Here is a 13,605-nt window from a genome sequence, read left to right on the forward strand (position 1 = left end):
GCCACGAAATTAGCATCATGCTAGCAAGTTAAGCGAACACTGACATGATAAATTAGTGGTTAGCTATATTTTTTTACTTTGCAACAGAACCATATTTTTAGACTATGTAGCACCTATAGACTTACACACGTACTCTATAGATGAAAGCGCCCTTGATGTCACTGAAAGTATGCACTTGTTTGCTAATACGCCTTATGAAATGGCACAAATCATTCAGAAGCGGATTTATGATGAAACGAAAATATTTAGCACAGTTGGTATTGGTTCTAATCCTTTAATCGCAAAATTAGCAATGGACTTAGAAGCAAAGAAAACAAAAGAAGGAATAGCTGAATGGCGTTATGAAGATATACCCGCAAAATTATGGCATATAGAACCTTTAACCAAAATGTGGGGTATTAATAAACGAACTGAAGCAAAGTTGAATAAAAAAGGGATATTCAGAATAGGGGACTTAGCAAACTATCCAGTTGAATATTTGAAAAGAGATTTTGGAATAGTTGGGGTTGATTTGCATTTACATGCTAACGGGATAGATGAAAGTATCATAAGATTCCCACATAAAACAACACATAAATCTTTAGGTAAATCTCAAATACTTATGCGTGATTATGAAATGAATGAGTTAAAAACGGTTTTAATGGAACAGGTAGAAGAGGTTTATTTTAGAGTAAGAAATCAACAACTTTATCCTACTAGAATAAGTATCAATGTTGGATATTCTGACGGTGGAGGTGTACGAAAACAGTTCACTAATAAACATGGTTACCAAAATACTTATGCAATTATTAATGAGTTATGGCGGTATTTATCAAACAGGCTTGAAAAAGAAGCTTTATATCGAACGATTGGTATATCTTTCGGAATGTTCATACCTAACAAGATTAAACAATTATCATTATTTGATGATCCTATTCAAGTCAAAACCGAAAATATTGAAAATCAGCTTGACGTGATACGTCATAAATATGGTAAAAATATCGTTATGAAAGGGGCAAGCTTAACAAGAAGCGGAACTTTATCCCAACGAAAAGGACTTATAGCAGGTCATAAAGCATAAACATAAACTTTATAAACATATATTGTAAATAAAAACAATCATTGACATAAATATGAAGATAAGTAAACATATAAAGTATATATATTCAGAATGTTTTTTATTATTTATATTACTGAATATATAAATTTAAACAGGAGGTCTTTATTCTCTAAACAATCTCAATAAGGGTATATTTAGATAATAATGATGGGTGTCGTATGAAACGTAGTGTCAAATATCTATTTATAGTAATCATTATACTTATAGTTTTTTTCTCATTTTATTTCTATAAACAGCCAAATAATTGGACGTGGGAAACGCTAAATTTAACAAAAAAAGATTCAAACAACTCTAATACGAAAGTGGCTATATTAGATACAGGTATTAATAATGAAAGAATTAACAATGCGTTTGTCACAAAAAAATATGATGCTATAAATAAGCGTAATCAAATAACTACAAATAGTAATCATGCCACTCAAATCGCAAGTATTATCACATATGGGAAACATAAAGAAAAGTTAATCGGGATAAGCAAAACAGTAAGTATTTACGATGTTAAGGTTTTAGATGATGAACTCGGTGGAGAGACAGATAGTATAGTGAATGGCATCAATTGGAGTATTAAAAACGATGTAGATATTATCAATATGAGTTTTGGCTTTCAACGTTACAACAAAGAATTACATGATGTTATAAAAAAAGCTAAAAAACAAGGTATCATTTTAGTAGGTGCAGCGGGAAATAATATGGATGATTATAGTGACTATCCTGCTCGTTTCAATGAGGTCTATTCTATTACAGCAATAGATAAAAATAACAAACCATTTATTTATGCACCAACTAAAAAAGTCGATTTTAAAGCGCCCGGTGTCGAAGTTTATACATTAGATTCAAAAGATGAATTTACAACTGTAAATGGAACATCTTTTGCCGCTGCTTATTTCACTTCTTACCTAACAACTAAATTGGATTCAAGAAATAATTTGTCACATGTTTTAAAAAAATACCCAATAAATTGATACATCAAAGGAGAAAATATGAAAAACAAACTTATAGCTTTATTACTTGCTAGTATTATCACGATGACTTATGGGAACTTTGCGGAAGCTGCTGAAGTAATAAAAGAAGCCGATTTAAATAGTTCTAACAGTAAAGTTAATGAAAACAAAGTTAAAGAAAATATTTATACTAAAAATAAACGTAATTACATTGAAAATGAATATAAATCAAAAGATTTAGATATTGAAAGTAACTTAGAATACGATTTAAATACAGATGAAATTACCGTAGATGCTTCATTAAATGACGAATATGGTAATAACCTTGATAAAACATATGATGTAACGTTTTTAAGAATTGTGAATGAAAATGACTTTAAAGCTGAATTCACTGATCAAGATACTGGAGAAAAATTAGTATATGATACAAATGAAGTCAAAGCTTCAATTGCTCCAGTAGTCGCTGTATTAGTTGGCTTTATAGCTAAACAAGGTCTTAAAATGGCTATCAAAAAATATGGTAAAACCGTTGTAACATCAATGATTCGTACAAGCCCTCAAGTTGCTGCTCAAGCAGCTAAAAACTTAGGTTATTCTGCAACAAAATCTGTATCTCATGGCAAAAAGGTCTTTAAGAAAAATGGTAAAGGCAATCCCAAATATATCTCTGTTGATAAAGATGGTCACAATGGAGGTGCATGGAAAGGTGCAAGTAGCATTAAAAATCTAGGTAGTAAGAAAACAAGAAGCGGTACATATGATGCCAACCTAAAAAGAATTGGAGATTAAAAAATGATTATTAACATCGGAGAACAACAAATAAATTTTGATTTAGAAAATGAAATTCCATTTTTTCAATCATCTCATGAAAATAGAATGCGTTTTGATATAGATAGTTTTGAAAAAAAGCAAATTTCTAAAATTATTAATCAGTTGTTTAGCAACCAATCTAATACAAAGTGTTCATTTTTATCTGAGTATTTATATCCTGTTAAATTTAGAGAAAAAACACGAATTGGTCGTTTTCTATCTATTACAAACTGGCATGAAGAACTCCATTATACTGATGAAAAATATATTATTGCAACTATTGAAAATATAAAAAATACAGAAATAATTAATTATTCTTTATATATTCAAAAAGGATTAGTAGAACCATATATCATCTTCTATAATGATAAAAATATGATATATCTTAGTAATTCTGTGATAGATATCATAAGTTTTTCTAAAGAAACAATTACTAATATAAAAACAGAATTTGGGAATTATATAGATACAATTCAAGAAACTGTTTAATAATTATAAAGAGAAACATAGTTCCCTTTTGATCTATGTTTCTCTCTTTTTTTCTTTAGAATCGGACTTATATATACTATCATTCGTATGTAAAATATTGTTATGAATGGCATAAGCTTAACAAGTAGTAGTACCCTCAAATCAAGAAAAGGGCTTATAGTTGGTCATAAAGATTAGAATTATATTCAAAATTTCTTTTTGATTTCACACTGATTCTATCACTTTAAAAGCAAGTCAACCCTATTTTTTAAAGAAATTATAAGGTATTATAAGTAACACCACTTGGTCTTGATGATATAATAATAATTGAGTAAAAGATCCTTACATTTTGTGACACCTCTCGAGTCTTGAATTGGTATACAGAGAGGGGTGGTAGCATGGATATTGATATCAATATTTACTTTGATTTTACACTTGTAATAACATGGTCAATTAGTATGTCATATGTAATTTACCTTGCTATTAAAAACAACCAAAAAAATAAGCTAACTGTATAAACACTACTAAATACAGTTAGCTCTAACCCAATAAGGTTCGTTTGGTAATCACATTCATCCTGTGAGCCTTTACTCAATAGTCATCAGATACTTTGCCGGTTTCTGATGGCTATTTATATTACACTTAAATATTAACATAGAGAAAGTGAGTAGTACAATATTAGGACATTTTAATAGACTACCATTCGTAGTAAAATATTGTATAGTAAACTTATAGGTTGTTAATTACGGGAGCATTTAATCATACACTAATAAACCAACACTATGTCATATGAACGTTAAAACCACAACAAGTCGCTATAATTGTTGTGGTTTTTATATTTGTCATTGATATTTTACAATCAAGTATTTGTGAGGTTTTTCTTTCCTAATTTCATATACCTTATTACATGTATTACATCTTGATAATTTCATCGTGGCATTGTTAATTTTTTTAAATAAATTTCCATCATGATTATTACAATAAGGACAAGTAACCTCAATATATGTTCTATTATCATTTACCATTAGATAGATTGTGATCACTTCCTTACTCGTATACTTTTTGAGATTTGAAATATTTAATAGTTGAGGGATGTAGCTCAAATAGTTTGTTAAAGAAATCAATGTTCAACTTATGCTGCAACATAAAGTCTTTTAAGAAATTCGGGTTATCTTCTGATAGTAAGGTTATAACTTCAGCAAGGGAGTTAGAATCTCTATATAGTTCAAAGTATATATGAAATGAATCTGCTAAAAAGTGATTTTCTTCTTCTGTTAATGTCTTAGGCACTAATATATGCATAAACTCTTTCGCAATATGGTATCGCTTATTATTGATATGTTTATCTACTACGATATATGGAATGTCTTCAATCCACACATGATAAGACTTAATTCCATATCTCAATAAGCTTCTTTTAACAATCCGTACACCTAATTTTTCAAGTATGACATCTAGTTTTCTCGATTCAAAAGTATCTTGTAAGAAATTTCGCATATTTTTAGCAATCTTAAAACTATTCCACCCTTGTATTTTAAGTTTTCGATAATACTTAGATATATCAGATAGATATACCTCATAATCTGGAATAACAACTAAATCAATAAGAGAAGAGTAAAAGTAATGTATATACTTTAAATAGTTTAGTTCTTTAGCAAGAATAGGTTCATCTAAACTATTATTAATGATTCCATAATCTTCTCTTATGAAAGAAGCGGTATTTAAAAACTTATAATCTATTCCATATAAATTCTCAAAGTTTTTAATAGCTTCAAGACTAATTGTTTTTTCATTACTGAAGTATTCATTAAATTCTTTTTCTGTTAATCCTGTATTCATTTCAATTTGATTATTAGTTAAACCGTATATGTCATATACTGCTTGATATTTATCAAGGTTGATCATACAATCAACTCCATTTCACTAATCTGAAATTGTATTTTCTTTATCTCGTTTATCAATATACATACCCGATATAGTAACTATCGCAATAAATCCTAGACCAATCCAAACCGTTTCAAATAGGTGTGTTCGAATCGTTAATATATAACCAATCGCAAGAAAGATAGTTATATGAATGAATCGCAATAACATATTAATTTTAAACGTCTTCATATCTTTTGCTCTAGGTTTATTTTCTAATGCTGTTAAAAAAAGGTTGATACAAGTAAAAGCTATGATAAACACTAGATAATAAGAATAGGTTTTGTCTGCTTCAACAATAACAATAGTCAGAAACAAGAAGGTTAGAATAAGTAAAACTCTTATTTTAATCATATGCTTAATAATAAAATCCATTTTCTTTTCTCCTTTATGATACTTCATTATTTTTACTTTCTCTGTGATATATATAAATTGCTATTATTACTATAATAAAAATGTAAGATAGTACAATAAAAGGATTGTTAACCCAGTGATTTTTTAAATTAAATATATACACACCTATAATACATAGTATGAAAAGAATAATATTTAATATCATATTTACCCTAAAAGCTTTAATACTTAAAGCTTGATTCTTGTTTCGAATGCCGATTAACCAAAAATGTATTGTCACAAATAAGATAGTTAACGGTATATAGTAATAAGGAGAATATATATTATCTCCAATCATATCTATAATAGCTATAAAAATAACAATAACTATAATTCTTATTTTACTTGCATTTTTTACAAGAAATCCCATAATATTCCCCTAACTATTTTAATATTCATAAGTACCATCTTTATAATTAATCGTTACACCTTTTTGAGTATTAGATACCCAAACGTTTAAGTTAACGGTCTGACCGTTATCATTAATAGAATAAGCTCTTACATGTGAACCACGTGGTAATAATTCATCATTATTGTACACAGGGTGTACATCATAATAAATTTTAGCTTCAGGGTGGTTATATATCGCATTTCTAACCTGCGTTTCAGGATAACCCATACCGCCACCTTCACTGGCTCTATTACTACCGACATTTTGCGCTCTTGTACCTAGTGTTAAATTGTGCGTTTCCATATCCCCTCCAAGCGACCATGCTAATGAGTGAGATTTGTTATAGATATAACCTTTATAACCATCTAACTGTAATATTTGATTATTACTTTCATTGCCTTTCCACCTTTTTTCAAGTGGATCGTAAGTGCCATCTTTAAATTCTCCTGCAAGTCGTACTGTTGAATCAAAAGAGGGACGTTCTTGCGCTTTGGATGAATGACTATCAACTGCTTGTTTAGTTACAAGCGCTGTAACTCTGCCACCTCTACCTAAATCATCTAAATCTGAATACTTAGCCCAAAATTTATCATTACCATTTTGGTTCAAGAGTTGCTGATCATAATCTGTGAGTGTTGTTTTATTGTCGTTCAATAAAGCGTAATTTTCTTCGTTAGTTTGAACCTTGATAAGCGCCTTGTCTTCTTCACTTGTTTTTACTGTCGATTTTTTACTAAATGCTTTCGACTTTAATTCATTTAAACCTTTATCTATTTGATTATTAGCTTCTTGTTTAAGTTCTCTTTTAATATCCTTTTCGAAATCACACCCAGCTAATAGGGTACTTGTTATGATTATTGCGAGTAACGTCTTGATGTACTTCATATTTTTCAACCTTTCTTATCAAATTGTGATTCTAACCAAAAATAAGTATTGCCACGTTTTTGATGATTTACAAAAGCCGGTTTAGGTACTACATCATAATGTTCATTTTCTAAAGCCCAGCGCACACCATGTCTACTTTTGCCAAGTATATCTCCGACTTCTTGCATACCTAATATTTTTATAGGTTCTTGTCCTATATTAGTTAAGTCATTATTTTTTAAATCAGAAACCGAGTAAACACCACTTGTTTCTGATACATAACAACCTAATTCTGTATTAATTGCTACATTCATACCATTAGATTTTGTGTATATAGTTTGATCGTGATTTAATACCTCATTAATTTTTTTGAAATCCATATTAGTTCCTCCGTCTATAATTATGTTATAATAAATATACCTTTTTGTTTGGTTTAATAGATGATTCTGTTAACCAAATATGCGATCACTTGTGTGGTCGCTTTTTTTATATCCACCATAACATAGCAGGGGAATAACAGAATCAAACTATAACACCTAACTTTTTAAATTCCTGATGTGCTTTAATCAATTTAGCTGCTTCTTCTACTGAATACTTTTCATTTAGATATCCAATTAAATCCGAATTTTCATATAAACCAATTTCTACATCACCCCAAAGATTCACAATTTTTGAGAACATATACTTTTTGTTATGTGCTTCAAATATTTGTTCTAACATAGTAACCCTCCTTAGATTTTTATAACGCTTTAAACCAAATCAATTCTTCATATGTGGTTTCATTCAAGTATTCTTCTAAATCCTCAACTGATTTAAATGGTTTTTTCTCAGTTATCCAATCTTTAGGGCTTTTTATTTCTTTTTCTAATTCCAAAGTTTGAACATTAAGCGTTACAAAAGAGAATTGACTTTCGTCGTTTACAGTCTTCATATCTGAGCCTATGATTATAATTGATTTTTCATCTATATTTTTTGTAATACCAGTGCCTTTTTCTTCAACGAAATTATCAATTATATCTTGTAGTTTTTCTAGTGATTCTTGCGTATGATATTTAATCATTTAAACCACTCTCCTTTGATTCGCATTCAAGATACTGAGCGCCTTTATCAAAACAACACTATATTTATCTTCAGTATTTGCTGTATTCAGTTGGTCTACATATTCATTGTTCTTATATAACCTTACTTTACAAGCACCATTCGATACATCTTGTAATCTTAATTCATACAATTCATTATCTTTTTCAAACTCTATAGCTTTAATAACAAAATCAGTATCTCTCATGATCTCAATACTTTTTAATAAGACAAGAATTTCAGAAGGTTCATTATTTCCTCTTGTAGCAACACCTTTTAAATAACCATTTTCGTATTGTCTGACTTTATCGTCTTTGTCTGTTTCTTGCAGTCTTAAATCATACAGATTACCATTTGAAGTAAACTCAATTGAATTAATCTTTTTATTCATTCTAGTCATGATAATTACCTCCTATAGTGTTATAATAAGAGGTTGAATGTGTCCTCATTCCACCAGTTTTTAAGGTGATAACTAAGTTCACAAGCACTTTAAAAAACTTTCGATTTAGGCGTGCGTTTTTTCTAAAAACGTTACGTCTTTTTTTATTTTTGAAGCGGTATCGAGTAACGTGTTTTCTATCTGCTCATTTACAGGTATATCTAACAATCCGAGAAATACACCATTTTCAAAAACGACAATACAGGTATAACCTTTACCAATGTTATGTCTAGCGAGTGTATAAATCTTACAGTTATTTACAAACTTCAATGCCTGCGTATCCATCGTTTTCACTCCTTTCTATTATTAACTACAAACATATTGTAACATACAAACAAACATATTGTAAACTAATGTTAACTATTTGTTGGTTGGAATATAAAAAAACTACCCATGTCTATAACATAGGTAGATAAAACTTAACATTCTATCATTCAATTTGTTTCTTATAACGTGCTGGCCTATTCCTATACATCACCATATGATAGGTTAATAAATAACTTATCTTTACGATCGTATGCTAAATTCATATTGAGGTTTAATCGTATTATTCGATTTATCTTTTTTAACGAGTTCAATATAGTTAACGAAGATTTGTTTAAACCGAACAATACATAAGAAAAAAGTAAGATTTTATATTTAGTCTAAATTACCTAAATGGTATAAAAATTAGTATGATTTAAGTCTTTTTTGTCACTTTTTCTATATGTATATTTTTAGTATACATATACCTAGAAAACATAATTGCTATTAGACAGGTTATCACACCTGAAATAGTATAAATATACTGTATAGGTATATATTCAGTAATATAACCTACTAGTAATATAGAAACTAAAAAGGAAAGTTGTACAAGTGAATTCTTTAAACCTGTGATCTTAATCATATCTTTTTCATTAATTTTATTTATAAAGTAGGTTTCCTGAATAATATCTTTTATTTGTAAAACTGGACCAATCAACACGACTAGTATTAATGCAAAAATATCAATTATATTAAACGAATATAGAAGCAATAGAATGCCGTATATGAACATAAAAATAGTGATTTTCTGGATAGGTCGTTTGTTAAAGAATTCAGTATACTTCATTACAATAAAAGCGCCTAATATAGTGCCTAAATAATAACTAGCATTAATATATCCCCACCATGTTACATCATGGTTTAAATGTACTTGGACAAACTTTAATGTGACGGACCCTATCCAAATGGAACCTATTAAAACTTCTAAACACTCAATGATAATTAAAACTTTAATTATGGGCTTACTATTTAACAACGAAATAGAATTCATAATTGTAATAATTGGATTTTTACTTTGTAACTCTTCCTTTTTATTTTTCATTTTTATATTAATAATTGCTATAAAAGCTAGTGAAAGCAATATTAAAGAAAGCAATAAAAGATTATTATTACCAATCAATGAAATAATCCAAGCTCCTAATATCCATCCAGAAAATAACAGTATTTGATCTAAACTCGTAATGAGAGACAGACCTTTTGCCATATCATTATTATCAAGATTTTCTTTCAGTATTCTTGATTTCAATGGAGTGAAAATACCATTTGAAAAAGATAGAAACATGATAATTATATAAAGTATGACAAGGTTGACATTATTATTAATGCCTATAAGTAGTATTGTCATACATAGTATTTGAAATATAGCATTAAATACTAAAAGATTTTTTATTTTAATCTTTTCAGTTATAATGCTTATACTTAACCCTGAAAGGATTTTTGAACCAACACTGATAAAAGTTATTAAACTTGAAAAAAAGACTGAATTAGTTAAAGTATATACATAGTAAGTAATTGCCATTGTATAGAATGAAAAAGCTAAATTAGTTGTAAGCTGCGTTACTAATAACGAATAAAAACTTAAATTGTAAAACATTAGTAAATCGCCTTATTTTCAATAGGTTTTTTATTTGCTTTTCTCAATAATGGTAATGGAATTTCTTTAACGCATCTAAATCCCATTTCATCATGCCTGCAAAACGGTATATCTTTCCCTCTAAATGCAGGATACATTAGCTCTTGATGTGAATAAAAAGATCCTCCCTTTAAAACTCCGAATTGGTTTAATTTATCATGATTATGATTATAAGAAGGATGAAACATTCTCTTGGAAAAGTAATCACTCTTGGTCCATTCCCAATTACCTCCAAGCATATTATGAACTCCATAACTTGAAACATTTCTTTTTACATTAATACTTTCTGAAAGTGCTATATCTTGGTTGTAATATACATCTATTAATCTATCATGCCATTCTGATATAGAATCTGGTTTTTTTTCAAAAAGCGTTCCTGAGTAGCGTACTTTACGACCATCAAAATCATTGCCCCATGGCCACTTTGTTACAGAATTTCCTTTAGCAGCTTTTTCCCATTGAAATTCAGATGGTAGAGTTTTTCCTTTCCATCTAGCGTAGGCATAGGCATCATAGAAATCAATACCAGATACAGGATGATCAGGTTTATATCTAGAATCATAGTAAGTATTTCTTCTGTGATTTTTACTTTTAGGCTCATTTGGATGACAAAAAATATGTCCATATTTTTCAACAAATTCACAAAACTCATCATATTCCTCATTAGTTACTGGGTATTTATCAATATAATAAGCAGGTAACCAAACTTTAGTACTAGGCGTATTGTCTGTCCAAGCAAAATCTTTTTCTTTAATTTCATTTTCACTTATACCGTAATCAAAGAAACCTTCTTCTACATAAATCATATTTTCTTCATTTAAAGCTTTAAATTTTTCTTTAATTATCGAAGAAATATTTATCTTACTTTCATAGTTATTCATAAATTTTAAATATTTTTCAAAATAAGTTTTTTTATATGTTAGTTCTTCTTCATTTTTTGCATCATATATTTTCAGTAAATTATGTATTACTATCTGGGCACCTAAACCTACTGGTTTTCTAGGTGTGTTTCTTTCTGTAATATCTCCAACAATATCTGATAAATATTTAACAGATAATTCTATTTTTTCTTCTCCACAAACACTCATGGCTTTAAAAGAAACTACATCATCTGGGTCATGGGTTAATCTAATTATTGTTTCAATAGCCGAAGGATAAGGCAACCAACATTTAACAAAGTCTATTAATTTTGACCTTACATAACTATTTTTAAAACCAATAGCCATTCCAAATAATTGTTCAGCCACTGCAAAATGTCGTATTTTGCTAGATATATCTAATACAGATTGGATGGTATTTTCAGTTTCATCCTTATCCCTTAAATTTAAATTTTTAAGTAAGTTATCAATTTTAAATAATTCCTCCATATCTTCATTATAAATTTCTAAATTATCATTAGATGTATATATCATTTTTTCCATCCTTTCTAAATTCAATAAACAAAAGTCTTATAGACTATAGTCTATAAGACTTTTGTTTATTGAATTAATCCCATTTGTCATTACTTACATTAAGTACAGGTTCAAAAATACTCTCTTTCCAATCACGTTCTAAAGTTTTCATATTTGTCGCCTCCTAAAGTCAAATATATGTACAATTAATATTGTATCATTAATAAATATAAATATCATTGATTTGTCAGAAAATTTTAATTTTTCTAATAATTAAAATGCAATTAAAAAATAATAGAGCTATTTAAAAGGGAAAAGAAATCCCAAAACACATTCAGAAAAATAAGAATCCTTTTAATAACTTATGTTTTCTACACATCACCATATGATACGATTTTAAAAGACTTATCTTTGCGATTGTACGCTAATTCATATTGAGATTTAATAGTATTATTCGATTTATCCTTTTTTATTAATTCTATGTATATCTTTGAACCGTCTTTTTTATAGCTTGTATATATTGGCATAGTGTACTTAGATTTATTTTTACTATCTACCATAGACTTAATATGATTAGACAAGCTAGAGTTTGATTCGAAATACTTTTCTACATGCTTGTAATCTACTTCTTTATAAGCTTTATTTAAATCCTTAGTATAGTCGTTCATGAACGCTTTAGCTTCGTTTTCTATTCTTCTATCTTTTTTAATCATTTCATCTATCTTCGTTGTATCAAATTTCATCGTTATTTTTTGATGGTTGATGTCTTTATTCTCTTTAACTTTAACTGTATTAGATTTTAAAGTTTTACCTTTATATTTACCTTCAGCATGTACAGAAATAGATCTGTTAGAAGGGTACGGTCCATATATACGATTTTCATCATACTTTGTCTGAACACCATTCACATAAATCTTTAAATCTTTTAATTGTTCATCATTATCTAAAATTACTTGAAAACTAGATTCTTTAAAGTTTTCTGTTGCTACAACTTTATTCTTCGCGTTTCTTAAATCTGTCTTTATATTAATTCTGGCTTCTTGTTGTCCTTTAACTAAAGAAGGGGATTCATAGCGTTTAATAGCTGATAGATTATATTCACCTACAAAGAAGCGGCCAAATTTAGTATAACTTTTCGGATCAGTCACAACCGTTTGTTCTTTACCGTCAAAGTCTTTGAAAAGATATGTCATTGATGTATCTTGTGGCTTTAGGTAAACATTATATGAATAGGGCTTAAAGCTTATTTTATCTAATATCAACATGTGGCTACCATTTTGCTTCACTTCAATAATCGTATTGTTTTGATTATCGGTAATTGTTCCATAAATTGAGTTCTTAGTTTTATCATCTTTAATATTTTGCTTTATCTGAGACATTTCTTTTTGAAACTTTCTAATGTTATTCGTTTTGTACATATAAGTCACAAAGGCTTTAGTTTCTTCTTTTGATACAGATAAAGAAGCGGTCGATAACTTATGGGATAGGGTATCATAATCTTTTTCGTCCATAGCTTTTTCAAATGATTCCAATTGAGCGACACCATTATTATTAAAAACAACTATAAGACTAATGATACTAATTAAAATAATTGTGATTATAACACTCAATATTAAGTATATAACTTTTTTCTTTTTCATACGCCTTCCTTCATTCCTTTTACATTCTTTTTTTAAAATTAAAGCACCCCGATTTAAGAGGTGCTTAACGTTTTAATTTAGTTGTGATTTCCTGCTGACTTTAAATCCAAATCGTTTTTTAATTAAAGGATATGTTTTTATAGGTTCTGTTGCAAAGTAAAAAAATATAGCTAACCACTAATTTATCATGTCAGTGTTCGCTTAACTTGCTAGCATGATGCTAATTTCGTGGC

15 protein-coding genes are annotated in these 13,605 nt (G+C 28.5%); 4 read left to right on the forward strand and 11 right to left on the reverse strand.

Annotated features, from left to right (window positions below):
* Positions 1-55: 55 nt before the first annotated feature.
* The 4 genes from LQ682_RS13705 to LQ682_RS13720 all read left to right on the forward strand — a co-directional run bounded on the left by LQ682_RS13705 (position 56) and on the right by LQ682_RS13720 (position 3,339).
* Entirely contained in the window at positions 56-1,060 is a 1,005-nt protein-coding gene (locus LQ682_RS13705) for a Y-family DNA polymerase (protein WP_147641285.1), read from the forward strand.
* Positions 1,061-1,257: 197 nt separating this feature from the next.
* Positions 1,258-2,061, forward strand: a complete 804-nt coding sequence (locus tag LQ682_RS13710) for a S8 family peptidase (RefSeq protein WP_147641284.1) — start codon at positions 1,258-1,260, stop codon at positions 2,059-2,061.
* A gap of 18 nt (positions 2,062-2,079) precedes the next feature.
* Positions 2,080-2,829, forward strand: a complete 750-nt coding sequence (locus LQ682_RS13715) for an SAR2788 family putative toxin (protein WP_239724579.1) — start codon at positions 2,080-2,082, stop codon at positions 2,827-2,829.
* Between the two features lie 3 nt (positions 2,830-2,832).
* Entirely contained in the window at positions 2,833-3,339 is a 507-nt protein-coding gene (locus LQ682_RS13720) for a phage tail protein (RefSeq protein WP_147641282.1), read from the forward strand.
* Between the two features lie 1,026 nt (positions 3,340-4,365).
* Here LQ682_RS13720 and LQ682_RS13725 read toward each other — a convergent pair.
* The 11 genes from LQ682_RS13725 to LQ682_RS13775 form a co-directional block, all read right to left on the reverse strand.
* Complete coding sequence (locus tag LQ682_RS13725; protein ID WP_239704187.1) at positions 4,366-5,223, reverse strand: hypothetical protein; 858 nt, start codon at positions 5,221-5,223, stop codon at positions 4,366-4,368.
* A gap of 18 nt (positions 5,224-5,241) precedes the next feature.
* Positions 5,242-5,433 (reverse strand): hypothetical protein, encoded by a 192-nt coding sequence (locus LQ682_RS13730; RefSeq protein WP_239704186.1) that lies wholly within the window; start codon positions 5,431-5,433, stop codon positions 5,242-5,244.
* 589 nt (positions 5,434-6,022) lie between these two features.
* A complete protein-coding gene (locus LQ682_RS13735; protein ID WP_239704185.1) occupies positions 6,023-6,910 on the reverse strand; it encodes a DNA/RNA non-specific endonuclease in 888 nt (295 codons plus the stop codon).
* Positions 6,911-6,915: 5 nt separating this feature from the next.
* Entirely contained in the window at positions 6,916-7,269 is a 354-nt protein-coding gene (locus LQ682_RS13740) for a hypothetical protein (protein ID WP_084756559.1), read from the reverse strand.
* Between the two features lie 142 nt (positions 7,270-7,411).
* The gene (locus LQ682_RS13745; protein ID WP_147641277.1) at positions 7,412-7,609 is read right to left on the reverse strand and encodes a hypothetical protein; all 198 of its coding nucleotides are present in this window, start codon (positions 7,607-7,609) and stop codon (positions 7,412-7,414) included.
* A 19-nt stretch (positions 7,610-7,628) separates the two neighbouring features.
* A complete protein-coding gene (locus LQ682_RS13750; protein WP_147641276.1) occupies positions 7,629-7,949 on the reverse strand; it encodes a hypothetical protein in 321 nt (106 codons plus the stop codon).
* Positions 7,950-8,366, reverse strand: a complete 417-nt coding sequence (locus LQ682_RS13755; RefSeq protein WP_147641275.1) for a hypothetical protein — start codon at positions 8,364-8,366, stop codon at positions 7,950-7,952.
* A 105-nt stretch (positions 8,367-8,471) separates the two neighbouring features.
* Positions 8,472-8,690, reverse strand: a complete 219-nt coding sequence (locus LQ682_RS13760; protein WP_147641274.1) for a hypothetical protein — start codon at positions 8,688-8,690, stop codon at positions 8,472-8,474.
* A gap of 394 nt (positions 8,691-9,084) precedes the next feature.
* Positions 9,085-10,302 (reverse strand): MFS transporter, encoded by a 1,218-nt coding sequence (locus LQ682_RS13765; RefSeq protein WP_239705634.1) that lies wholly within the window; start codon positions 10,300-10,302, stop codon positions 9,085-9,087.
* Positions 10,302-11,753 carry a formylglycine-generating enzyme family protein gene (locus LQ682_RS13770; RefSeq protein ID WP_147641272.1) on the reverse strand — a complete coding sequence of 484 codons (1,452 nt, stop codon included), beginning with the start codon at positions 11,751-11,753 and terminating at the stop codon, positions 10,302-10,304. Before LQ682_RS13770 ends, LQ682_RS13765 begins: the two co-directional genes overlap by 1 nt.
* 350 nt (positions 11,754-12,103) lie before the next feature.
* Positions 12,104-13,372 carry a TcaA 3rd/4th domain-containing protein gene (locus LQ682_RS13775; protein ID WP_147641271.1) on the reverse strand — a complete coding sequence of 423 codons (1,269 nt, stop codon included), beginning with the start codon at positions 13,370-13,372 and terminating at the stop codon, positions 12,104-12,106.
* Between the last annotated feature and the right edge of the window lie 233 nt (positions 13,373-13,605).

Source organism: Mammaliicoccus sp. A-M4, assembly GCF_022386955.1.
Taxonomy (GTDB): Bacteria; Bacillota; Bacilli; order Staphylococcales; family Staphylococcaceae; genus Mammaliicoccus; species Mammaliicoccus lentus.

Excerpts from the sequence above, each read along its gene's own strand:
- LQ682_RS13740 (WP_084756559.1), bottom strand. The coding sequence starts at position 7,269 with ATGGATTTCAAAAAAATTAATGAGGTATTAAATCACGATCAAACTATA.
- LQ682_RS13710 (WP_147641284.1), top strand. The coding sequence starts at position 1,258 with ATGAAACGTAGTGTCAAATATCTATTTATAGTAATCATTATACTTATA.
- LQ682_RS13745 (WP_147641277.1), bottom strand. The coding sequence starts at position 7,609 with ATGTTAGAACAAATATTTGAAGCACATAACAAAAAGTATATGTTCTCA.
- LQ682_RS13735 (WP_239704185.1), bottom strand. The coding sequence starts at position 6,910 with ATGAAGTACATCAAGACGTTACTCGCAATAATCATAACAAGTACCCTA.
- LQ682_RS13760 (WP_147641274.1), bottom strand. The coding sequence starts at position 8,690 with ATGGATACGCAGGCATTGAAGTTTGTAAATAACTGTAAGATTTATACA.
- LQ682_RS13770 (WP_147641272.1), bottom strand. The coding sequence starts at position 11,753 with ATGATATATACATCTAATGATAATTTAGAAATTTATAATGAAGATATG.
- LQ682_RS13775 (WP_147641271.1), bottom strand. The coding sequence starts at position 13,372 with ATGAAAAAGAAAAAAGTTATATACTTAATATTGAGTGTTATAATCACA.
- LQ682_RS13765 (WP_239705634.1), bottom strand. The coding sequence starts at position 10,302 with ATGTTTTACAATTTAAGTTTTTATTCGTTATTAGTAACGCAGCTTACA.
- LQ682_RS13715 (WP_239724579.1), top strand. The coding sequence starts at position 2,080 with ATGAAAAACAAACTTATAGCTTTATTACTTGCTAGTATTATCACGATG.
- LQ682_RS13730 (WP_239704186.1), bottom strand. The coding sequence starts at position 5,433 with ATGAAGACGTTTAAAATTAATATGTTATTGCGATTCATTCATATAACT.
- LQ682_RS13750 (WP_147641276.1), bottom strand. The coding sequence starts at position 7,949 with ATGATTAAATATCATACGCAAGAATCACTAGAAAAACTACAAGATATA.
- LQ682_RS13755 (WP_147641275.1), bottom strand. The coding sequence starts at position 8,366 with ATGACTAGAATGAATAAAAAGATTAATTCAATTGAGTTTACTTCAAAT.
- LQ682_RS13725 (WP_239704187.1), bottom strand. The coding sequence starts at position 5,223 with ATGATCAACCTTGATAAATATCAAGCAGTATATGACATATACGGTTTA.
- LQ682_RS13720 (WP_147641282.1), top strand. The coding sequence starts at position 2,833 with ATGATTATTAACATCGGAGAACAACAAATAAATTTTGATTTAGAAAAT.